Source organism: Lysinibacillus sp. FSL K6-1151 (genome assembly GCF_038630755.1).
Classification (GTDB): domain Bacteria; phylum Bacillota; class Bacilli; order Bacillales_A; family Planococcaceae; genus Lysinibacillus; species Lysinibacillus fusiformis_D.
The window spans coordinates 346,536-367,673 of record NZ_CP152040.1; the positions used below are offsets into that span (position 1 = coordinate 346,536).

A 21,138-nucleotide genomic window follows, 5' to 3' on the forward strand; every position below is an offset into this window, starting at 1 on the left:
CCTTATGGTTATATGTCAATGGAAAAAGATGATATTATTTTCTATCTTTCAGTAGGTCATCGCTTATGTTAAAATTATTTATAATTTTCTGACATAGAAAGGAGATGTACTATGGTTAACATATCCGTGTTCTTAATTATGTGCATTTTGCTCATTATTTTACCTGGTCCTGATACAGCGATTGCAACTAAGAATACCTTGACTGTAAGTAGAAAGGGAGGATTACAGACGATCTTAGGATCTTGTTGTGGTTTATTAATTCACACATGTGCTGCTGTAATTGGTCTTTCTGCTATTATTGTGAAATCTGCCTATGTATTTGCTGCTTTAAAGTACATTGGTGCAGTTTATTTATGTTATTTAGGTATCAAAACATTATGGACACTACGGACAATTCGCACACAATCACCTGTAGTGCAGGACGATGCAAATATGGATCACAAATATTCGCAGCAGTCCTGCTTTAAACAAGGGTTTCTTACAAATGTGACAAATCCAAAGGTCGCTGTATTTTTCCTAACGTTTCTACCTCAATTTGTAGACGGTACGAGCGGGACATTTTTTCCATTTTTAATAATGGGTCTTATTTATACAGCATTAACAATGTTATGGTTTGTCTTCTATGTGTATCTATTAGATCGAATTAGCGCCTTTATGAAAAAACCATCGACGAAGGCAATAATTGAAGGCGTAACGGGTGCTGTATTAATTGGATTCGGTATTAAACTGGCATTAGAAAAAGCCCATTAAATGGGTAGTGACTCCTTAAAAATAGAGTTTTAGTTATGTAGCTAATCGGCTGGCATAAGTTCGGTATTTTACCAGGCTCATGTCTGCCTATTTTTGCTTAATTCGATCGTTATTATAGTAATCGATATATTCCTCTATTTTCTTCTTTAACGCTTCATAGGAAATTAATTCTTCTCCTTATTACATTTCTTGTTTGAGTAAGCCAAAAAAGTTCTTCATGTGATAGTGATACGTTGCTTCTGGAATATCGACTTGTTTAAAGATGTCTTTTAATCGGAACCCTTCTTCTTTGGGTTCTTTATCCAGTAAAGGATTAAACGAATTGAAGGAGAATTTATTACTAAAAGGAATTCTACATATCATTTCATAATAAATATGAATAAATGAGGAAGATGTTTATGGAATTACGGGATTTAAAAGCATTTATGGCTGTGGTTGAACAGGGAAGTTTTACAAAGGCTGCAAATGTGTCCTTTGTATCTCAGCCATCACTAAGCAAAAGTATCAAGAAATTAGAAGAAACATTACAAGTTGAATTGTTGAACAGGTCTACTCGCAAAGTAGAGCTAACAGACGCAGGGAGTATTGTCTTTCAACAGGGACAAAAAATATTGCACGGTGTTCAAGAGTTGCATATTTTATTGGATGATTTATTGAATATTAAAACAGGCGCTATCAAATTAGGGATTCCACCTCTAATTGGCACATTATTTTTTCCTGACATCGCCAGGAAATTTCATCAACTATACCCAGAGGTGCATTTAGAGCTTGTCGAACGAGGCGCTAAAATGGTAGAAATGCTAGTTGAAAATGGCGATGTTGATATGGGCATTGTTGTATTACCAGCAGATGAAAGGAAATTTTTCGTTCAGCCATTTGTAGAGGATCAATTTTTTGTATTTATGAATGAATCCCATCCATTGGCAAAAGAGGATTCTATAGCTTTGAAGGATTTAAAAAACGAAACGTTTATTATCTTTGCAGAGGAGTTCACGCTCCATGACTATATTATTAAATCATGTAAAAGCGTAGGCTTTACACCGATAGTCGGCTATAAAAGTTCACAATGGGATTTGATTTTGGAATTAGTATCCTCCAATCTGGGCGTTACACTATTACCCTTCTCGATTGCCGCGAAGCAAACAAATGCCAATGTGAGAACAATCCCATTACATCAATTTCATATGCCATGGCGTTTAGGGATTATTACGAAGAAAAACACGTATCAATCTTATGCATTAAAGCAGTTACTCAAAACGATTGGTAGAAATACTGAAAATGGATTTATTCCAATAAGGAATAAATAGTATTCAAATTAATTCCTTTACTTGTAAAATAGCAATGATGTAGAATTTTTCTTAATAAGCGAGCAATTATAGGGGGTTTCGAGATGGGGAATGGGAAAGTATGGAGTTCGTTTGAGGAAGCTGTTGCGGATATTAGAGATGGAGACACATTAGCTGTAGGAGGCTTTGGGCTCTGTGGTATACCAGAAAAATCGATTGCAGCGTTAGTACAGCAGGGCACAAAGGATTTAACGGTTGTCAGTAATAACTGCGGTGTAGATGATTGGGGTTTAGGTCTACTCTTAGCGAATAAGCAGATAAAAAAAATGGTGGCTTCCTATGTAGGAGAAAATAAAATTTTTGAACAACAATTTTTAAGTGGCGAGCTAGAAGTGGAATTATCGCCTCAGGGAACACTTGCGGAGCGACTACGTGCAGGTGGCGCAGGAATTCCAGGATTTTATACTGCGACAGGTGTTGGAACGCCAATTGCGGAAGGAAAAGAAGTAAAGGTTTTTGATGGGAAGGAATTTATTCTGGAAGAAGGCATTGTGGCTGATTTTGCCCTTGTCAAAGCATGGAAAGCAGATAAGCAAGGAAATTTAGTCTACAGAAAAACATCACGTAATTTTAATCCATTGGCTGCTATGGCAGGGAAAATTACGATTGCTGAGGTTGAAGAAATTGTGGAAGTGGGCGAGCTAGATCCAGATCACATTCACACACCAGGTGTTTTTGTACAACGTGTATTGGTAGGTGAAAATTATGAGAAGCGTATCGAGCGTTTAACGGTGAAAAAGGGGGAAGCGTAATGGATACAAGACAAAAAATGGTTAACAGAGCAGTAAAGGAAATAGCAAATGGGATGAATGTTAATCTAGGTATAGGCATCCCAACACTTGTTGCCAATGTGATTCCAGCCGATTATGACGTGCTGTTACAATCTGAAAATGGCCTTCTCGGTATTGGACCTTACCCAGTAGAGGAAGCCGTTGACCCTGATTTAATTAATGCGGGTAAGGAAACGGTCACTGCAGTTCCAGGAGCATCCTTCTTTGACAGTGCAGAATCATTTGCAATGATTCGAGGCGGTCATATTGACCTTGCCATTTTAGGTGGCATGGAGGTATCTGAAACAGGAGACCTTGCAAACTGGATGATTCCAGGGAAAATGGTAAAGGGAATGGGTGGCGCTATGGACCTTGTTGTAGGAGCTAAAAGAGTGATCGTCGTAATGGAGCATGTAAATAAAAACGGTGAATCTAAAATTAAAAAGCAATGTGAGCTCCCCTTAACAGGTAAAGGAGTAGTACATCGCTTAATTACAGACTTAGCTGTTTTTGATTTTACTAAAGATGGCATGCAACTAATAGAGTTAGCAGAAGGTGTTACTTTAGAGGAAGTAAAAGAGAAGACTGCTGCTTCGTTTAGCGTTGCTTTAGCATAATAACTTCAGACCTAGGACTGTTTCCAGCATTATTGTCTCATTCTACAATAGTTTAAAAAGGGAGGCATAACGATGGAACAACAATGGACAAATGAATTAGCAGTTGCACAGGTTAGAGTAGCAAGACCAACAGATCAATTACAAGAAATAGAGCGTTTTTACTGTGAAGGAGTCGGCTTAAAGAAAATAGGCTCTTTTACGGCACACCGTGGCTATGATGGAATTATGATTGGTCTCCCGAATGTAGGCTATCACCTAGAATTTACAGCGCATGTTGATGGAAGTCCTTGTCCAGCACCAACTAGGGACAACCTTTTAGTACTTTATATTCCAAATAGTGAAACCATTCGTCATATTACCGAACGTCTCGAACTTATGGGATATCCCGAAGTGGAGCCTGAAAATCCTTATTGGGCAGAGCAAGGGATAACTATTGAAGACCCAGACGGCTGGCGTCTTGTATTAATGAATACAGCGGGCATCTAACTAAAGAATCCAAAGCACGAGCTATACATATAGTCTCGTGTTTTTTTATGATGATAAATACCCATTGTGGTATATAATGATTTATAAAGGAGGTTATGCTATGCAACGAATAAAGACATTGGATAATTGGAGCGAGGTGTTAGAGCAATCAAAGCACATGCCATGTCTTGTATTAAAAATTAGCATGACATGTATGAGCAGTATTGCAGCTATAAAGGAATATAAAGCACTCATAACAAAATTGCCGAAGTATCTTGTGATTGTCCAAATGGATAGAGTGGTTTCTAATGCTATTGCAGGTGATCTTCAGGTGAAGCATGAATCACCACAGCTATTAATATTGCAGGATGGGAAGGGAATTTGGCAAGCAACGCATGACAAGATAAAACAACCTCTTTTAGTAGAGGCTATAAAGCAGTATGTAAAAACAACAACTTAAAAAAGATACCTCACAATAGGTTGTGGGGTATCTTAATGGTTAATCCTCTAAAGCCTCATCTTCGTGAAAGTTCGTAGCGCTAGATTCTATATCCACCTGTAGATAATTTGCCCAGTCTATTTTATGATAATCCTCTTCACTAAAATAAATATTCAAGACCTCTGTCATTGTTTTATCACCATCAGGCTCAGTGAGTGGAGCATACCAAGTAATAGCAGGTGTCTTCACACTTTTTAGCTTGGATAATTCAGCAAAAATTTTAGTGGAATCCTTCAACATTTGACTTTTTGATCCCTCTGTCACATCTGTATCCTGAATGGAAATTGTGACAACACCATCTTTAGATTCCTCTACAGAGAATTCATTTTTCACAATCGCACCTACTATATCTTCAACGGTCGTGTTTTGATCGACGGCTACTTCCTTTGGATCCGCACTTTTTCCACAGGCTGCTAAAAGTAGTGAAGTGAATACAAGTAAATAAATTATTTTTTTCAATATCCTAACCTCCCTTGTTACTCCATATATGCGCAAAATGGGAGGGAATTATACAGGCTATGGAAAGGTTGTACAGACTTTTTAAATTAGGAGGGGAACTAGTCGTATTATATAAAGAAGAAACGTTCCATATTATGTAAAAGGTTATGGCGTTTTCTATAATGAAATTTGTAAAGTGGAAAGTATATTAAAAAAGCAAAGAACTTTAACTCCACAAATAAAAAAAGATGATGTTAATAATAGAAAAAGACCCTTTGGCAAGGCGAGAGGTTGATTTCCGTTCCGCCAGCGTCCTTTCCAGGGGAAGCCCGATGAGTCGCTTCGCTCGGGTCGTTAATCAAAACTTAAACAGTCATACAGGCTTTAACGGAATCATACGAAAGATTTATTATTTAATGCTGGTCGGGTCAATTTACTTATTGCCCGTTGTGATTCCTAGCATTGAGTACGCAGGGGATGAGGCAGCCAATGCCTGACTTTATCAAAAACATTTTGGCAATCGTGAAGGATAAAACAGGAGAGGATGAGGTTAAATGAGTTACTTATTTCAAACAAACTCTTTTACCTTCAAACAAGTATTCACTAAAGGCACCTTTCATCATGGCACCACAATTTATTACAGTACATAGTACAGCCAATGATGGACCAGCTACTAATAAAATTTCGTACATGATTGGAAATAACAATTATGTATCATATCACGTTGCTCTAGATGATAAAGAGGTTATTCAAGCAATTCCTTTCAACCGTAACACTTGGCATTGTGGAGATGGCGGAGGCAGTAGTGATCCTAACGCTTTAAAGAAAGGCAACCGTCTTTCTATTAGCATCGAAATTTGTTACAGCAAAAGTGGTGGTGTACGTTATGGAGTTGCGGAGGAAAACGCTGTTCAATACATTGCAAAGCTTTTAAAGCAATACGATTAGAGCATTGAACGAGTGAAGAAACACCAGGACTGGAATGGCAAATATTGCCCTCACCGTATACTAGCGGAAGATCGTTGGGGTAGTTTCTTGAAAAGAATTGAAGAATCAATGAAACCAAAAGAATCCGATTAACCAACTGAAAAGGATTATGACACAATGAAATTCACAAATGAGACAACTAAAACTGCAGTCCGGGATTACCTCAAAAAAGCAGTAGATAAAAAGCTTATTGATAAGTCACACCTAGACAAATTTGATACTGGTACGTTGACAGGTGGCGATTTTGAAGGAATAAAAATTACAGCGGAATAGTAAATAAGAGAAAAGAGGGGGCACTGAAAAATAAAAACTACATCAAGTGCCCTCATAAAAAAACTATTAATTAATTTCCTATAGCTACGGTATAGCTGATACTCCATATAATTAAAATAAACATTATTGTCATAACACTTGCTTCGACATTTGTATCATTCTGTCCCTTTATTAATTTCTTTATTAATTTTATAAAATAGAAACAAAATAAAAACCCATATACTGGCATAAGAAAAAAGCAGCTGAAAGAAAAGAATGCCTCCATTATCTAAACCTCCCTATCTATGTATTATTATAATAAACTAATATACTTCTGAAAAAACTAGTACTTTTTATTCAAATTTAAAATATTTATCCAAAAATGATAAAATATGTATATAATTAAAATTGTAAAAAATAGGGAGGCATGGAAATGAAGAAAAATAGTATTTTAATGTTTTTAGGTGTCATTTTTGCACTAACTTTGGGATTCAATCATCAAGTTGAAGCTGCAGAAGGTGAATCATCTTTAACGGATGCTGAAAAGGATTATTTATATGGCTTGAATTTTAGTAAGGTAGAAGTTGAGAATATGCCATATGAAGAACTAAAGTTCTTAGTTGATAGTGAAGCTGAAATATTAACAAGTTTTGAAGAGATTTATAGTTTTGATGAAGTAACAAGCGATCCATCAGAAGTTACAACTTTTGGTGATATTCCGAGTGCAGATATGAGTTTTAAAGGTAATGTGTTAAAGCTGAATAATAGTACTGTTTCGGGTTACAATGCATTTTATGCACACGCAAACTTCAGATGGTTAAATAAACCGATTTTTGCTTTGACAGATAAAATAGCTATTGGTTTCCCATCAAGTCTTGGTGTTTATATACCAGCTCAATCAGGAAAACTTCAAGGTTTTAACTCAACATATTCTTTATACAATACTTCAACAGGAGGAACTACGTTAATGTCAAGTAGTACTACACCATCAACGTGGGACCCATCTTTAGGAGTAGCAGGTTCGTTTGATCTTAGTGGAACTTTAAATAAATTCCAAACACATGAAGGCACTATTGCTCAAACATTCTATATTAAGTCTTCATCTTCAGGTAAAGCAACAGTTAAGTTCGAATATGGTCATAAGAAATTTACAGGTACAATAGGTATCTCAGTACTTCCTATTGGAGTAAGTATTACACCTAATCAATCAAATGTCGATATAAGAAGTTATGCTGCTAGCTTTAGTTATTAATTAAAATTAATTGAAATTTATCTTACGAAAAAGACCAGGCGCTCAATTGAGTACCTGGTCTTTTTTAGATGTAAGTGAAAATAAATGATGTACTTATTACGTATCCAATGCTAATACAGTTTATTTTGATGTTACCTCTTATGAAAGTATTAACACAATATATTACTAAAGATAAAAATTGCCCAAACCAAAATATGAATAAAACACTAAACCAAATACCAGTTAACATTATAATCCACCTCCTTTAAAAAACAAAAAAAGAGAGCACGCCCTAACAAATAAACGAATTAACGTCTATTAAATGTTAGGGGTACTCCCTTTTTTGTTTTTAAATTTACATATATTCCAATACCATTTGAGTCTTGTTCATTAATTTACTGCCTTGGAACATAAGAGAAGCATTTGCACCTAAAGACTTACCATTATAGCTGTACATAACTACATCTCCAGATTCAGAAATAACGGCACCTTCACCACCAAGGATTTCAAATACTTGATCTTTTGTCATGCCATTTTCTAATTTGTTAAATTGAACAATAGTGCAATTACCGATACTCATAAGTATCAAAATCGATTGAAGTGGACTATTAGGTATCATAGTTTGCTTACAGATTTAGAAGTAAAAGAGATACGTGATAATTTACGTAAAGCATTTAAGTAAAAACGAACAATATTCATTCAATGGATCCTAGAAAGTTCGGAATTGGAAAGCGAGGTGAAAACGAGGGCATTTGAATACTTAGCAACTTACAAAACATTTGATTCAATAGCAGATATGGATTCAGCTGTAGAGAATCATAAGGCTGCTCATTATTACGATTTAACTGAGTCAGAACGTGTCATCGTTTTCAAACTCGCTAGTCATGCTTTAGAGAATCCAGGAGCTTGTCATTTGAAAGCTGCCACAATTGCTGCAGCAATGGAGATCAGCACAAAGACAGTTTATCGAGCTATATCAAAACTGGAATATTTAGGGATTGTTAAAAAGAAACGACTGTAAAAAGCAAAGGTGGACAAGGAGCAAGCATCTACATTATTTTGCCTTACAATGCCCCAACGTGGAAATGCTGAAAAACCCTGTGAGAGTAAGGTTGAAGCGCAACTATCTGAAAACCAATCATCTAAATATTTTAATCATTTATCTTTTAAAACAAGCACTTTACAAAATATATATAATAATGCACACGCTGAAAAAGAAGCTCATAAGGAATACATGAACGAGTACCAGGTGATGCTATTCGATTTCATGAATAGTTTGCCATTAGCTGATAACTTGAAAGACGAATTGCACAAAGTAGTATTAGCTACTCAGGTTCAAAATGCACCTGACTTTATAAAAGTTAAGAACGTGCTATTTAAAATTGTCATGGATATTAAAGAAGGTGTTCTGACAGTTACAAGCACATTGAGAGCCGTATTTGCAGGAGCGTATAACAAGGCTGTGGAGCGTTCAAGTGTGAAGCTTAGGAAATCATCATCTATTGAAGAAACAGCTAATAGAGAACGTCCAGTACCTTTCTATAATTGGCTGAATGAGCGTGCTAATCGTTCGGAAATATGCAGTAGACCAAACTTAGAAAACTGACTTGAATGGTGAAAGGGGAAATAGAAAATGACGCATTTTGAATATATGGAGCAACAAGGGCAATTATCGATTTTTGATTTAGAGGACCAATATGAGGAAATGAAATTCAAAAAGGCATCCACAATTGTTAGTAAACCTATTGATAAAAAGACTGTGGTTGTCCCATGTAAGGTGGGGCATATTGTGTGTAGGTAATTACTAATATGTGTTAAGTATTATCGTTAATTATTATTAATTTTTGCAACAGTTTTGCAACAATGCCCATTTTGATAATAAAAAACTCACCCTCCAATTAAGTAGGGTGAGTCGCTTCAAAGCCATGTGGCTGTAAGATCAAACTAAAAAGCCGCGTATGCCGTAGTTATTATAGAAAGTTTTAAACCACCACTCCTCAAAGTGGGTGTTCGCAGAAGTTTTCCTGCTTATCCTCATGCACCGTAGTGTGAGGCCCGTCATTCCAACTCCAATAATAAAACTCCCTTTTACAGCTTAAAGGTTAAAACTTAATATTATACGAACAATGCAGCCTTTATGGATATAATAAAGCATGATCGACGAACATGCAAGTAAGATGATTACTGTAAATTAGTCAATGGGCAAGTGTTCCAAATGGTGTAATCGACATCTAGAAATACCTTCAAAATGGTGCCACTGCTTCATATTTTTTTCACAAATACGAACGGAAAATACGAACAGTCTTTACTTATTATGATTGATTATGTAAAGATAGGAGCATAAAGAGGATTTTCCTAGAAAATATGTAAAGGAGGAAGCGGAAATGGCAGCTTATCCAAATTGTCCAAAATGTCATTCTGAATATACGTATGAGGATGGCGTAAACTATGTGTGTCCGGAATGTGCACATGAGTGGAGTATGAACGCATCAGAACAGGAGTCGGATGCACTTATTGTAAAGGATGCAAATGGCAATCTGTTAGCTGACGGCGATTCAGTTACCATTATTAAGGATTTAAAGGTGAAGGGTAGTTCTTCCACTTTAAAAATTGGGACAAAGGTAAAAAGTATTCGTCTTGTAGAAGGCGATCATAATATTGACTGTAAAATTGATGGCTTTGGTGCTATGAAATTAAAGTCAGAATTCGTGAAAAAAGCATAAAAACCAAAAGGCACCTAAACTTTAGAAATCAGTTTAAGGTGCTTTTTGTATAACTATTTATTGAAAAACCCTACGTAGTAGAATGGCAAAAGCAGCACCTAATAAGGCGAAAATTGTATGTAAAAGAGCGATGTAGCCGGCTGCAATCACGAGTGCTCCTATTTCTGCGAAGGAATAGGTTGTAATATAGAGCCCATTATTTAGATTATTAAGGATAGCCCAAACAAATACAGGCACGGAGCTTATGATAAAGACAATCCAGATGTTTTTATAGAAAAGGTAAGAAAGACAACCGAAAAGTGCATATGAGATAACAAAGCCCTTTTGATTGCCGAGTAAGGATGAATTAATGGCAAACATAAAAGATAACACAATAAATATGATGTGAAAAAAGGATAATGTTCTTTTCATGGGTAAGTATTCATCTTGAGTTGGCTGTGAATGGGCTAGCCGCTGACATTGCTGACAAGTTGTTAGATGTTGTTCTACAAATTCTATCGTCGGTGCTTGGAGCTTTTGTTTTTTATAAAGAGGTATTAAATCTTCTACAATCGAGCATTCCTGTGACAATACTTTCCCTCCAATCCATGTCCTCTCATTATACGATTTTTTTTAGAAAATAAAAAAAGCCTTCCGTGAATTTTTCAATCGGAAAACTTGTACATGCATCTTATTTATTTGGCTTTAGTACTTCATCTGTTAAGGCTTGAATATCGATATGCGTTTTTTCCTTTACTGCATCCTTTAAAATTTCTGTGCGGAAATATTGCACTGTTGCTTCAAGTGGAATCGCCAAAAGCTTTGAAAGGGCTGATTGGTACATATAGACAAATTCTTTGTCAGTATTGCCACGCTTTAATTCAGCGAAAGCTTCATAAAATTGATCGAGCTTATCCGCAAATTCGAGCAAACGCCCCTCTAACGTATTGTCCTTACCTTCCTTCATCCGTTCAAAGAATATAGCCTGAAATTCTTGTGGGATTTCATTGATAATAAATTTTTCCATCATCTTTTCTTCCACATGTGCTAGCATTTGCTTTAGCTCTGGACTCGCATGTTTGACAGGGGTCTTTATATCTCCAATAAAAACTTCAGCAAAGTCATGGTTGATGGTTTTTTCATATAAGGACTTCCAATCCACTTCTGCTCCATTCATTTCTTCTAATGTTGCGAAGAACATGGCGTATTGTGAGACTTTCCAAGAATGGGCAGCCACATTATGCTCTTCGAACTTGAAGCGACCAGGGCAGCGAATGATACGCTCTAAGTCATTAAGGTTTGTAAAAAATTGATGAATTCCTATAAAAATCACTCCTTTTTGTTTTATAAGTGCATGTTACTATAAACAATACCCTCTTTGTGCAGTTTTCAAACAAATTAACAATGATTCAAGCTGTGTTTACAAAGGATTCACAATTGCTGATAAAGTAGACTTAGGTTGGGTGCTATAATGTAGAGGACTGATGAAAAGGGGAGTACACATCATGTTTTCCATTTATACACTTCTTCTTTATATACATATTTTAAGTGCCGTTCTTTCGATTGGGCCTTTGTTCGTTGTGTTAACGATTGTTAAAAAAATGCGCACAGCTTCCAATGATGAAATGCCACCATATATAGAAGCGTTTAAAGGGGCTATTGCTATTGTTAAACATTCAGGACATGTCCTAGTAGCCTCAGGTATTTTGCTAATGTGGTATGCAGGCTATCATTGGAATACTTCATGGATTGTCATGACCTTCCTTGTGATGTTTGCATCCATTGTATTTTTAGCTAGAGCGTTTAAACCGACGTTACGTACATTTAATACGCCTTCTTATAATCAACAACAATTTGTTTCTCTTTTACAGCGTAAAACATGGATGTATATTTTATTATTGCTTATCATGCTTTGGTTAATGGTAGCAAAGCCGATTTTCTGGTAAAAAGAGCATGGCACAAAAAGATATTAGCCAATAAAACCCGGACTATTTGACAAAACATAATTAGTGTTTTGTCATAGTTCGGGTTTTCTGCGTATATCTATTTGTTAATTGTATCTAGATTGCATGATGGCCGAAGTTATGGTCCAGCCTTTTTAGCTTACAAGGCGTTTAAAATAGCTTTTACGAATAAATAGGTAACTAATGAGGAAAAGCACAAAGAAACAGCAAGAGCTAGCCATGGAAACCTGTAAAAATGCCGTAGAGACCATTGTACGCATAGACAATAATGTCGTCAGCAATAGCATAATGGCAATAGTGAACGGCACAAATATAAGGATCGCTAACTCTTTGGCAATAACGGTAGCTAATTCTTTTTTGGAAAGCCCTAGCTTACGGATGCCAATATACTTTTCCTTCTCCTGTAGTAATGTAGTTTGCAAATAGAAATACAGTATACTCATGGCAGCACTTAAGAAAATTAAACTTAACATGGAGCCTATAAAGAACATGACGCTTTTGATAAACATCTCCGTGTCATACAAATCAATTTTGGAAGTAACATAACGTTCTCCAGGTAGAGATGGTATGTTTTTAGTAATTATATTCGCCAATTCTATATGGGCAGCCCAGTTGTCTAGCTCATAAATATAGGTTTTATAAACTGGGTAGTCTATGGCTTGGTAGATGCTGTCAGGTACAATGAAATAACTATGCTGGAAACCAGTAGATAGCAGATTTTGCTCAATCGTTTTAGTAAGTTTGAACAACTTTATATACGGGTCACTGGCATTGTCTGTTATAGTCGCTACACCTCGACTTCCTGCTACAGCAATAAATTCATTTTGATGTAGGACATTTTCCTGTTGTTGTAACAGGTTATAATCCGATAATGCCATATAGCCAATGCGTTGATCCTCATTTGATTTAAATTCAATAAAAAACTTTTGTGCACGAACCGATGATAGATTATTTTCAAGATAATCAAGATCAGCCTTTACCATATTGTCGTCAGCCTTTGGATCAGCAATGTATTGAAAGCTATACGGGTAATTTTCTTCACTATCCTTTTTTACATTGTAATAAGAGCTAAATAAAATGCTAGTGCATAGAAAGACACCGCTTAATAGGATAGTGACTAGAAACAGCATATTTGCATGTGATTTCATTTTTGCATTTAAATTGGATGCCAACAGCATATTCGTTTTACGAAGATAGGCAGGGGACCTTTCAAATATTTTTAAAAATAGCCTCAAGCCCTGTGCGATGACTAAATGAATTGTACAAAGAATACTAGTGAAAAATAACAGATAATAGAGAATACCTAGCGTGTCTACAATGGCATGCTCGGTTTTTAAGAAGTACGCTAATATACCAGTTATCATTATGCTTAAAATGAACAACACATAATGCGGCTTAATGGATTTTTCGATAATCGTATCACTTTTTAAGAGCTGAATAGATGCTTCTTTATTAATGAACCTCGTTATGACTGTCGATATCACCACAAATAAAATCAGAAATAAACCAATCGTTAAGCCAATTGCTTGTAGAGGGATGTACATACCAAACGTTTCTGCCTTTAAAACAACCTTGGCCCCCATTAAAAAAAGTGGCGTAATGACAAGTCCGAGAACGATCGCAAATAGAATAGCTAAAATGCCAATTAACAAATTTTCTCGGAATACAAGCTTACGAATTTGCTTCATGGAAGCTCCCGTAATCATAAATATTCCTAGCGTTTTGGTCTTCTTGCGTAAAAACGCCATAATTGAATAGGTGATATAAATAAAAGAAAATAAATAAACGAGCATACTAGCTAACATCAGTGAGATACCAAGTGTCGAATCGGGGTCTAAGCTTTTCAGACTTGGATGAAAGACGATCACAGAAAATAAAAAGAAAATAATAATGGAAAACATGCTACTTAAGAAATAAGAAACGTATGTCCATTTGTCCCGTAAAATATTTTGAAGGACGATGTGATTAAAGCTCATGATGCCCACCACCTAAAAAAGCAAGCGTGTCCATTATTTCTTGGTAAAATTGCTTGCGGTTGTTGCCACGATGTATTTCATTATACAACTTGCCATCTTTCATAAAAATAATTCGATTGGCGAAGCTGGCTACATAAGGATCATGGGTCACCATGAGAATAGCTGTTTTGAGCTCGTGATTAATGGAGGTAAATAAGTTCATCACATCATTGACCGCCTTTGAATCTAGATTTCCTGTAGGTTCATCTGCTAACAATAGGCTAGGTTCATGAATAACAGCTCGAGCTATGGCTACTCGTTGTTTTTGTCCACCTGAAATTTCATAAATACGTTTAGGTAACAGTTCCTCGATACCAAGAAATTGAGCGACATGCTTTAAGCGCTGACGCATTTTGGGTGCAGGAAAGCTATCTAATGTTAATGGCAATAAAATATTTTCTTTCACTGTTAGTGTATGCACAAGATTAAAATCTTGAAAAACAAAGCCTAGTTCAGAGCGTCTAAACTGGGCGAGTTCTTCATCATTTAAGACATAGGGATTTCTATTATTGATGATGATATCACCAGCAGTAGGCCGATCAATAGTAGATACACTATTTAAAAATGTTGTTTTTCCACTACCAGAAGGACCCATGACAGCTACGAATTCCTGTTGACTTAGCTGAAAATCAATTCCGTTTAACGCTTTATATGTGAGCTCACCGATATATTCTTTTTGTAAATTGGTTACTTGAAGTATTGTATTCCCCACTTGAAACAACTCCTTTATGATCATTAGATAACTTTAGTATAAAAAAGGAGCGGGATATAACCTATTTCGCTTGATGACGTGAAGATGACAAAGTTGTCATCTTCGTTCATGTTGAAAAAGGATGACGTCATAGTAGAAAAAGCCCTCTTGGCTGACACAGTTCCTATGTTTATTTTTTTTGGCTGTTTGAAAAATTTATGGAAAAAGTCGTAACACGGTCAGAGGATTGAAGAGTGAAGGGGTGATCTAATGTAGTTAATATCTTTTTCACTAAATATAATCCTATACCTGTTGCTTCGCCACTCGTTCGCCCCTTCATACCCGTATAAAATAAATCAAACACTCGTGATATTTCGCTAGTAGGGATTGTTTCACCATAGTTTTTTATGTGTAAAGTGGCGTTGTCATAATGAATTTGAATTGTGCTTGCTATGTCACTATATTTAATGGCGTTATTGAACACTTGATAAAGTACAATTTTTAACCATTTTCGATCTGAATAAATAATATGGTTTTCAGCAAGCATCATTTTTGGAAAAATGTCATTCATGATAAAGTAATCCTTCAAATCATTGATGACCTCCTGCACTAGTTCCTTTAAAACAATGGGTTCAACTTTTAAATCGGCTACTAAATGAGATGTGCGCTCATACGTTAATAGCTGATTAAGTGTAAATGTCAGTTTATCGCATTCTTTATTAACGATTTGCCATTGTAGTAATTCTTCAGTAGTTTTGTTGGATGCGGATTGAACAATTAATTGAATAACAGATAATGGCGTCTTCATTTGATGTGCAAAATGTGATAGAACCAATTGCTTTTCTTGTGCTTGTTCGTCTAATTGTTGTTGCTGAGTTAAAAATAGATACTGTATTTGTCTCAATCTTTCGCTATAAACTTGTTCAATTGGTGCACGTGGTTCAAACAGATGAAGATCCTCCTGTGTGTGGATATCTTTCTGTAGATGCTTATAAAACTTTCGTCTACGATAATAACGACCTAGTAGCCATATACTAAACAGAAAGCTGGCAAGAAAGATAAAGTAGCCATAGTGTGACGCAAGGTCATCTAAAGTATGAATAATCCAAGGTAATAGCAGAAAGCTTATGCCATAGAGAATAAGAATGCTTAGATGTTCTCGAAAGAATAGCTTCATTTACCTTCCTCCACTAATTGATAACCTAGACCACGAATGGTTTTAATCTCAAGTTGTGAGTGGATTGCTTCCATTTTTCTACGTAGTCGACCAATGTTCACGGACAATGTATTTTCCTCTACAAAGGCTTCATCATCCCAGATAGCACTTAGTAGCTTTTGACGAGGCACAACATTGGGATAGGCTTCAAATAATAGCTTACTTAGCTGCATTTCTTTTAATGTTAACAGGCTCTCATTACCTTCTGCCTGAAGACGAACTGTATCTGGATTTAATGTAGTATTAGCTATGGTCATGGTAGTTGTTTCGGTTGAAGCATATTCACCATATGTGCGTCGGAGTAATCCATTAACCTTTGCCATAAAGACGTCTAATGAAAAAGGTTTCGTGATAAAGTCGTCAGCCCCATTTTCAATACCATATACTTGATCAATATCATTTACTCTGGCAGAAACAATGATGATGGGGCAGGTTGAGAGCTGACGAATTTTTCGTGACCAAAAATAGCCATCATAGGTTGGGAGATTGATATCCATAATGACTAGATGGGGTTGAATGGCATTAAATTCTTCGATAATGTGCTGAAATTGTTGGACAGGATAGCATTCATACTGGTACTTGGATAAATGCTCAACGATTAGTGAAGCAATATTTACATCGTCCTCTATTATGTATATTTTGTACATATCTATCGATCCTTCCTTTCTTCATTCTATATGTATAATGTACCCTGATTCCCTTAAATCTATAGAAGAATTGTAATTTGAAATAAGGAATAAGAGCCACTCCAAACTCGGAAAGAGGATGTAATGACTCTTATTTATTATTTTTTGGGAATATGGAAGGTTACATTTGTGCCTTGATTGACTGTACTTTGAATTTGTAATCGCTGACCATAAATTCTTTTAAGGCGTAAATCCGTATTTCGTATACCTATACCAGAGCATGCAGTTTCGTGATTTGCTTGTAATTCCTCTAATAGACTAGGGCTAATTCCCACACCATCATCAATCACGCTAATGGCTATATAAGTTGTGTAATCTTTAATACGGATACAAACAGTACCGCCTTCTGTCTTTTTTAAAATACCGTGTCGAATGGCATTTTCAACTAAAGTCTGTAAAGAAATGGGGGGTATTTCAATTTCTATATTTTCATCAATATCCCATTCAATATGAATTAATTCCCCAAATCGCTGTTGTTTAATGTAAAGGTAAGAGTGAACTAACTCGAGCTCGTGCTCTAGCGGTACAACTCGTTGAAGATTACGAACATCAAAGCTGGCATGTAAATACTCACCAAAATGGTGCATTAAGTCAATCATTCTATCAGTATCAATGGTACTAAGAGAAGCAATCGTATTGAGCGTATTAAATAAAAAATGTGGTTGGATTTGAGCTTGAAGCCAGGCACTTTCCAAATGTAAGTGTTGTTGAATACTGTATTTTAAATCAATTAAGGCGCGACTTCTTACTTTTAACTCTAATGCATTAATAGGTTTTGTTACATAATCATTGGCCCCATAGGCAAAGCCTGTATAAACATCCTCAGGGTGCTTTCTTATTGTTAGTAATAAGATAGGTAATTCGAGCAATGAGTATTGTTTTCGTATTCTTTCGATTACAGCGTAGCCTGAAATATAGGGCAGCATTGCGTCCACAATCACTAAATCCCATGAGGCTTGCTGAATGAGCGTTAAAGCTTTCTCACTGCTTGTAACAGTAGTAACTTTGTATTCAGACTTCGAAAATATACTTTTCATCGTTGTTAAATTTGTAGGATCATCATCAATCATTAAAATACTGAAATGCTTTTCTGATACTGTGGACAGCCCTTGTTCTATAGTTGGTAACTGAGTATTATCTTGAAACATGTAGGATGTATGTTCGCTCTGTTTACTTTCATCTGCAAGCGGTAATGTAAAATAAATGTCTGATCCTTTATTTTGAACAGATTGTATATGCATCGTACCACCATGTAACTCAATTAGTTTTTTTGAAATGAGAAGCCCAATTCCAATGCCTTCATCATGTTCTTGACCTTGTTCATAAGGTGTAAACACAAGACTTTTCACAAAATCGTCCATTCCTTGTCCAGTGTCACGAATGTGGATAATGGCCATATGCTGTTCCTCACGAGCGGTAATTTCTATAGAGCCTTCACTTGTATATTTTAGCGCATTATGCAAAAGGTTAAAAAGGATTTGAATAAGACGATTTTCGTCAGCTAACACATTTGGGAAATTTCGAGGTACCGATGATACCATATGTATTTGCTTTCCGTCTATAATAAAACGAAGCATATCAAAGACCCCATAAACAGCACCTTGAAGGTTTACACTTTGTGTATGAAGATGTAAATTACCCTCTTTTAAGCGGGTATAGTCCAGTATGTCGTTTAATGTGAAGGACATACTTCTCCCTATATCAATCAGATGTTTAAGATTTCGATGATCTTCAGCTACAAGTCTATTCTTCGGATTATCATAAATAGACTGACCTAGGGTAATCATCCTATTCATCGGACTCCACAGTTTCTGTGCATTACTTGTGAGAAATTCATCTTTCAAAGTATCCTCCTTTTGTAGTTTTGCGACTAACTTTTGGATTTGCTGGGAGTTCTCATGAAAACGTCTAAACCAATAACTAGAAAAACCGAGCATAACAAATAAATAATCAAATGGATAAACAGGTATGTCAAATACGTAAATAGATTTGATTAATCCCCATAAAATACCGTTTGTTGTACCAACAGCTGTTAGAGCAATAAAAGCAGAGCTCCTTTTTTGGTTTTCTAAATACTCTCTAAGAGCCAGTACCACGACGTAGAGAAAGGACACTAGATAAAGTACAAAGAAAATCATTTTAGTAGGTACCAGCCACGACATTGGTAAAATTATAATGAATACAGCGTCTAGTACATAAAAGGCAACAATCCATTGAAATGTTTTAGTGCTGTGATATTTAACCAAGAGGACTCTCATAAATTGAACAAAGAAAAAAGAGGCTCCGAGAAAAATAATAGAAGAAAGCTTATAGGACCATACATAATCAAGGTGCAACCAATCTAGCAGAGAGCGATCAAACGTAATTAATTCATCTGCCAAGGGTAGTAGAAAGCCAAATGTAAATAGTAAAACGATAGGTTTCCTATAGATGAACAGAAATACAAGTATGCTAAAAAGAGCAAACAGTATTAGCATAACGACAATTGTTGAAAGAGATAGACCTGTAATTAATTGATGATGAGTCATCGCTGACGCAGTGCCAAATGAAATCCTTTTATTAATAATTGGGCTTTTAGATGTATCAAAATTAGATACATGAAGCATGATGTTAATTTCAGAATGCGTATTTGTAAAATAAACTGTGTAGGGTGCAGCTTGCCCTTTATGATCCTGCCTGTTATCTGCCACTTTACCTGACTGTCCTACAAGTTCGCCATTTATATACAAGGAAGAGGCGGTTGAGATAGCAGGAATACGAATGGCATATCGGCTGTTATCTGCAAGATTAGGTAGCAGAATTTTTAGTTGATAAGTGCCGTAGGGGTGAATTGTTTTCCCGCCTTTTAGTGTAGGAAGAGTTTGGATAGTATGGTCCTCGATATTGGTCTTTTGACTACTTCCTTTATTTTCAGGATTGACGAACTGTCCAGGGGAATAGAGCCATTCGCCATTTAAAGAAAGAACTTCTTCATTCAAAAGGTCCTGATTGTTCAGATCTACAATACCACCTTGGGCACTAGGCTGATGATTAGAGGGCAGGAAGTAGTTTAACCATAGCAATCGTAAAGAAGTAAGGACTATAAAAATGGCAATTATAATAAGTAGATGTCGGATAGTCGTTTTTCTCAACACAGCCATTTTCCCTCCTAATGTATTTCTTAAATAACTTCATCTACCATGCCATGGAATTGGAAAAAAGGAAATATGAAGGGGTGTAAAAGAATACTTTAAACCTATATAAATAGAACTATATGGGGGTCGTAGTACTATCGATTTTTTCCTATTAATCTGAAAAAAAGTAAAATCTCATTAGTTTTTAAGTTTTCTTTAAGAGATATGGCTTATGATGATTGAATAAATATATTAAATTTTGAGTTGAAACATAGATAAGATTTAACGAAAAAATCATCTCAATGGGAGAAATGATCTATTGTGGGTAAATTCAAGTTAAAGTTATCGTTTCTTATTGTTAGTATGACGATTGTCGTTGTACTCGCGACATCTAGTATTAGTATTTGGAGTAGCTATCGAAATTTTAATGAAATTTTGAAGGAAAATAAAACAGACATGCAAGAAATCTATGTAAAGGAAGTCTCTACAATTACGGAAGACTATTTACAAGGTGCTAAGACAAATGATCATTCATTAGAACCGTATATGGAACAAGTAGTTGATACTTTACTTGATGAAAGAATGGTTTCTTTTAGTTTGTTTTTTAAGAAAATTATTGTCCCAATCATCATAGTTGTAGCAGCTGTATTGGGCCTAGCTATATGGTTAGCTATCAAAATTACACAGCCTCTAAAAGATCTTTCAACAAAAATTGAAGTAGGTGAAGAGGGCCAGGAGACTGAGGAGATTGCTGATTGGTATTATGAAGCAAAGCTGTTGAAAAACAATGTACAAAAAATGGTGATTTGCTCGCAAAGTAAAATTTCTGATTTAACAGAGCAATTAAACTTAGATTCATTAACAGGAATCCCTAATCGCAGAAGAATGGATCAAACTTTACATGAATTGATTGTAGATAAGGTTCCGCATGCCATCATCTTAATAGATCTAGATGATTTTAAAAGTATAAATGATACATATGGTCATACAGTAGGGGATGAAGTTTTAAAAGCCTTTGCTATTAATATGCAAAACAGTGTGGGGGATCAAGGTTTTTGCTTTAGATATGGCGGAGAAGAATTTATGGTCATCCTGCCTTCAATGAACATAGATGATGCTGTACAATTAGCAGAAAGTCTACGGATTAAGCAAGCCTTACAAGAAACTGCATGTGGTAGACCCGTAACCATGTCTGCTGGAATTACGGCTTTTACACCAAATATCCAGAGTCCTAACCAATTGATAGAAATTGCAGACCATGCTTTGTATAAAGCTAAACAATCAGGACGTAACTGTTTATGTGTAGTTAGAAATATGAGACAAATGATTGTTAAATAATGTAAAAGCATGCTAGTACTGTACACTAGCATGCTTTTTCCTATCCTCAACATGATGG

25 protein-coding genes and 1 other RNA gene are annotated in these 21,138 nt (G+C 35.8%); 16 read left to right on the top strand and 10 right to left on the bottom strand.

All coding sequences use genetic code 11. The annotated features are described in order from the left end of the window. Positions 1–111: 111 nt before the first annotated feature. The 6 genes from MHI04_RS01645 to ytxJ all read left to right on the top strand — a co-directional run bounded on the left by MHI04_RS01645 (position 112) and on the right by ytxJ (position 4,408). Positions 112–750, top strand: a complete 639-nt coding sequence (locus tag MHI04_RS01645) for a LysE family translocator (protein WP_340812448.1) — start codon at positions 112–114, stop codon at positions 748–750. 398 nt (positions 751–1,148) lie between these two features. Continuing rightward, on the top strand, positions 1,149–2,057 hold the full coding sequence (locus MHI04_RS01650) for a LysR family transcriptional regulator (RefSeq protein ID WP_058843973.1): 909 nt from the start codon (positions 1,149–1,151) through the stop codon (positions 2,055–2,057). A gap of 83 nt (positions 2,058–2,140) precedes the next feature. Beyond that, the gene (locus MHI04_RS01655; RefSeq protein ID WP_058843972.1) at positions 2,141–2,848 is read left to right on the top strand and encodes a CoA transferase subunit A; all 708 of its coding nucleotides are present in this window, start codon (positions 2,141–2,143) and stop codon (positions 2,846–2,848) included. Continuing rightward, complete coding sequence (locus tag MHI04_RS01660) at positions 2,848–3,483, top strand: 3-oxoacid CoA-transferase subunit B (RefSeq protein ID WP_036117929.1); 636 nt, start codon at positions 2,848–2,850, stop codon at positions 3,481–3,483. The genes MHI04_RS01655 and MHI04_RS01660 overlap by 1 nt, the downstream gene beginning before the upstream one ends. Before the next feature lie 72 nt (positions 3,484–3,555). Then, complete coding sequence (locus MHI04_RS01665; RefSeq protein ID WP_058843970.1) at positions 3,556–3,969, top strand: VOC family protein; 414 nt, start codon at positions 3,556–3,558, stop codon at positions 3,967–3,969. Positions 3,970–4,069: 100 nt separating this feature from the next. Beyond that, complete coding sequence (gene ytxJ, locus MHI04_RS01670) at positions 4,070–4,408, top strand: bacillithiol system redox-active protein YtxJ (RefSeq protein ID WP_036117923.1); 339 nt, start codon at positions 4,070–4,072, stop codon at positions 4,406–4,408. Between the two features lie 39 nt (positions 4,409–4,447). Here ytxJ and MHI04_RS01675 read toward each other — a convergent pair whose 3' ends face one another. Then, positions 4,448–4,906: a hypothetical protein gene (locus MHI04_RS01675; RefSeq protein ID WP_058843969.1), complete on the bottom strand. Its 459-nt coding sequence runs from the start codon at positions 4,904–4,906 to the stop codon at positions 4,448–4,450. A gap of 311 nt (positions 4,907–5,217) precedes the next feature. Here MHI04_RS01675 and MHI04_RS01680 point away from each other — a divergent pair, with 311 nt between their 5' ends. The 4 genes from MHI04_RS01680 to MHI04_RS01695 all read left to right on the top strand — a co-directional run bounded on the left by MHI04_RS01680 (position 5,218) and on the right by MHI04_RS01695 (position 7,376). After that, positions 5,218–5,382 carry a phage holin family protein gene (locus MHI04_RS01680; RefSeq protein ID WP_155273175.1) on the top strand — a complete coding sequence of 55 codons (165 nt, stop codon included), beginning with the start codon at positions 5,218–5,220 and terminating at the stop codon, positions 5,380–5,382. Positions 5,383–5,506: 124 nt separating this feature from the next. Beyond that, positions 5,507–5,833 (top strand): N-acetylmuramoyl-L-alanine amidase, encoded by a 327-nt coding sequence (locus MHI04_RS01685; RefSeq protein ID WP_051891571.1) that lies wholly within the window; start codon positions 5,507–5,509, stop codon positions 5,831–5,833. Positions 5,834–5,989: 156 nt separating this feature from the next. After that, positions 5,990–6,145, top strand: coding sequence for a hypothetical protein (locus MHI04_RS01690; protein ID WP_170829845.1), 156 nt, complete (start codon positions 5,990–5,992; stop codon positions 6,143–6,145). Between the two features lie 412 nt (positions 6,146–6,557). Further along, positions 6,558–7,376: a hypothetical protein gene (locus tag MHI04_RS01695; RefSeq protein ID WP_036117894.1), complete on the top strand. Its 819-nt coding sequence runs from the start codon at positions 6,558–6,560 to the stop codon at positions 7,374–7,376. A 334-nt stretch (positions 7,377–7,710) separates the two neighbouring features. On the opposite strand, the gene MHI04_RS01700 is transcribed toward MHI04_RS01695, so the two are convergent. Beyond that, positions 7,711–7,884, bottom strand: coding sequence for a hypothetical protein (locus tag MHI04_RS01700; protein WP_244504844.1), 174 nt, complete (start codon positions 7,882–7,884; stop codon positions 7,711–7,713). A gap of 195 nt (positions 7,885–8,079) precedes the next feature. Here MHI04_RS01700 and MHI04_RS01705 point away from each other — a divergent pair, with 195 nt between their 5' ends. Genes MHI04_RS01705 through MHI04_RS01715 form a run of 3 tightly spaced genes read left to right on the top strand, consistent with a single transcriptional unit; the run spans position 8,080 to position 9,156 of the window. Then, positions 8,080–8,376 (top strand): helix-turn-helix domain-containing protein, encoded by a 297-nt coding sequence (locus MHI04_RS01705; protein ID WP_342535291.1) that lies wholly within the window; start codon positions 8,080–8,082, stop codon positions 8,374–8,376. Positions 8,377–8,385: 9 nt separating this feature from the next. Continuing rightward, a complete protein-coding gene (locus MHI04_RS01710; RefSeq protein WP_230593748.1) occupies positions 8,386–8,961 on the top strand; it encodes a helix-turn-helix domain-containing protein in 576 nt (191 codons plus the stop codon). A 27-nt stretch (positions 8,962–8,988) separates the two neighbouring features. Beyond that, entirely contained in the window at positions 8,989–9,156 is a 168-nt protein-coding gene (locus MHI04_RS01715) for a hypothetical protein (RefSeq protein WP_155273174.1), read from the top strand. Between the two features lie 144 nt (positions 9,157–9,300). Here MHI04_RS01715 and ssrS read toward each other — a convergent pair. Then, a non-coding RNA gene (gene ssrS, locus MHI04_RS01720) (6S RNA) lies at positions 9,301–9,493 on the bottom strand. A gap of 246 nt (positions 9,494–9,739) precedes the next feature. Between ssrS and MHI04_RS01725 the strand changes: the two genes are divergently transcribed. Continuing rightward, on the top strand, positions 9,740–10,078 hold the full coding sequence (locus tag MHI04_RS01725) for a zinc ribbon domain-containing protein YjdM (protein WP_036117890.1): 339 nt from the start codon (positions 9,740–9,742) through the stop codon (positions 10,076–10,078). A 57-nt stretch (positions 10,079–10,135) separates the two neighbouring features. On the opposite strand, the gene MHI04_RS01730 is transcribed toward MHI04_RS01725, so the two are convergent. Next, positions 10,136–10,648 carry a zf-HC2 domain-containing protein gene (locus MHI04_RS01730; RefSeq protein ID WP_342535292.1) on the bottom strand — a complete coding sequence of 171 codons (513 nt, stop codon included), beginning with the start codon at positions 10,646–10,648 and terminating at the stop codon, positions 10,136–10,138. A gap of 100 nt (positions 10,649–10,748) precedes the next feature. Then, positions 10,749–11,390 (bottom strand): YfbR-like 5'-deoxynucleotidase, encoded by a 642-nt coding sequence (locus tag MHI04_RS01735; RefSeq protein ID WP_080717022.1) that lies wholly within the window; start codon positions 11,388–11,390, stop codon positions 10,749–10,751. Positions 11,391–11,562: 172 nt separating this feature from the next. Between MHI04_RS01735 and MHI04_RS01740 the strand changes: the two genes are divergently transcribed. After that, positions 11,563–12,003: a DUF2269 family protein gene (locus MHI04_RS01740; RefSeq protein ID WP_036117885.1), complete on the top strand. Its 441-nt coding sequence runs from the start codon at positions 11,563–11,565 to the stop codon at positions 12,001–12,003. A 152-nt stretch (positions 12,004–12,155) separates the two neighbouring features. Here the strand turns inward: MHI04_RS01740 and MHI04_RS01745 are convergent, their stop codons facing one another. The 5 genes from MHI04_RS01745 to MHI04_RS01765 all read right to left on the bottom strand — a co-directional run bounded on the left by MHI04_RS01745 (position 12,156) and on the right by MHI04_RS01765 (position 19,769). Beyond that, complete coding sequence (locus MHI04_RS01745) at positions 12,156–13,997, bottom strand: ABC transporter permease (RefSeq protein WP_342535293.1); 1,842 nt, start codon at positions 13,995–13,997, stop codon at positions 12,156–12,158. Beyond that, positions 13,987–14,748 carry an ABC transporter ATP-binding protein gene (locus MHI04_RS01750; RefSeq protein ID WP_036117879.1) on the bottom strand — a complete coding sequence of 254 codons (762 nt, stop codon included), beginning with the start codon at positions 14,746–14,748 and terminating at the stop codon, positions 13,987–13,989. Before MHI04_RS01750 ends, MHI04_RS01745 begins: the two co-directional genes overlap by 11 nt. A gap of 169 nt (positions 14,749–14,917) precedes the next feature. Then, on the bottom strand, positions 14,918–15,904 hold the full coding sequence (locus MHI04_RS01755; RefSeq protein ID WP_036117876.1) for a sensor histidine kinase: 987 nt from the start codon (positions 15,902–15,904) through the stop codon (positions 14,918–14,920). Then, complete coding sequence (locus MHI04_RS01760; RefSeq protein ID WP_036117873.1) at positions 15,901–16,590, bottom strand: response regulator transcription factor; 690 nt, start codon at positions 16,588–16,590, stop codon at positions 15,901–15,903. Before MHI04_RS01760 ends, MHI04_RS01755 begins: the two co-directional genes overlap by 4 nt. Positions 16,591–16,727: 137 nt before the next feature. Beyond that, complete coding sequence (locus MHI04_RS01765; RefSeq protein ID WP_342535294.1) at positions 16,728–19,769, bottom strand: ATP-binding protein; 3,042 nt, start codon at positions 19,767–19,769, stop codon at positions 16,728–16,730. Positions 19,770–20,063: 294 nt separating this feature from the next. On the opposite strand from MHI04_RS01765, the gene MHI04_RS01770 reads away from it, so the two are divergent. Then, the gene (locus MHI04_RS01770) at positions 20,064–21,080 is read left to right on the top strand and encodes a GGDEF domain-containing protein (RefSeq protein WP_342535295.1); all 1,017 of its coding nucleotides are present in this window, start codon (positions 20,064–20,066) and stop codon (positions 21,078–21,080) included. The last annotated feature ends 58 nt before the right edge of the window (positions 21,081–21,138 follow it).

Excerpts from the sequence above, each read along its gene's own strand:
- MHI04_RS01695 (WP_036117894.1), top strand. The coding sequence starts at position 6,558 with ATGAAGAAAAATAGTATTTTAATGTTTTTAGGTGTCATTTTTGCACTA.
- MHI04_RS01655 (WP_058843972.1), top strand. The coding sequence starts at position 2,141 with ATGGGGAATGGGAAAGTATGGAGTTCGTTTGAGGAAGCTGTTGCGGAT.
- MHI04_RS01700 (WP_244504844.1), bottom strand. The coding sequence starts at position 7,884 with ATGACAAAAGATCAAGTATTTGAAATCCTTGGTGGTGAAGGTGCCGTT.
- MHI04_RS01760 (WP_036117873.1), bottom strand. The coding sequence starts at position 16,590 with ATGTACAAAATATACATAATAGAGGACGATGTAAATATTGCTTCACTA.
- MHI04_RS01740 (WP_036117885.1), top strand. The coding sequence starts at position 11,563 with ATGTTTTCCATTTATACACTTCTTCTTTATATACATATTTTAAGTGCC.
- MHI04_RS01660 (WP_036117929.1), top strand. The coding sequence starts at position 2,848 with ATGGATACAAGACAAAAAATGGTTAACAGAGCAGTAAAGGAAATAGCA.
- MHI04_RS01650 (WP_058843973.1), top strand. The coding sequence starts at position 1,149 with ATGGAATTACGGGATTTAAAAGCATTTATGGCTGTGGTTGAACAGGGA.
- MHI04_RS01755 (WP_036117876.1), bottom strand. The coding sequence starts at position 15,904 with ATGAAGCTATTCTTTCGAGAACATCTAAGCATTCTTATTCTCTATGGC.
- MHI04_RS01685 (WP_051891571.1), top strand. The coding sequence starts at position 5,507 with ATGGCACCACAATTTATTACAGTACATAGTACAGCCAATGATGGACCA.
- MHI04_RS01725 (WP_036117890.1), top strand. The coding sequence starts at position 9,740 with ATGGCAGCTTATCCAAATTGTCCAAAATGTCATTCTGAATATACGTAT.
- MHI04_RS01665 (WP_058843970.1), top strand. The coding sequence starts at position 3,556 with ATGGAACAACAATGGACAAATGAATTAGCAGTTGCACAGGTTAGAGTA.
- MHI04_RS01745 (WP_342535293.1), bottom strand. The coding sequence starts at position 13,997 with ATGAGCTTTAATCACATCGTCCTTCAAAATATTTTACGGGACAAATGG.
- MHI04_RS01715 (WP_155273174.1), top strand. The coding sequence starts at position 8,989 with ATGACGCATTTTGAATATATGGAGCAACAAGGGCAATTATCGATTTTT.
- MHI04_RS01690 (WP_170829845.1), top strand. The coding sequence starts at position 5,990 with ATGAAATTCACAAATGAGACAACTAAAACTGCAGTCCGGGATTACCTC.
- MHI04_RS01680 (WP_155273175.1), top strand. The coding sequence starts at position 5,218 with ATGAGTCGCTTCGCTCGGGTCGTTAATCAAAACTTAAACAGTCATACA.
- ytxJ (WP_036117923.1), top strand. The coding sequence starts at position 4,070 with ATGCAACGAATAAAGACATTGGATAATTGGAGCGAGGTGTTAGAGCAA.
- MHI04_RS01645 (WP_340812448.1), top strand. The coding sequence starts at position 112 with ATGGTTAACATATCCGTGTTCTTAATTATGTGCATTTTGCTCATTATT.
- MHI04_RS01765 (WP_342535294.1), bottom strand. The coding sequence starts at position 19,769 with ATGGCTGTGTTGAGAAAAACGACTATCCGACATCTACTTATTATAATT.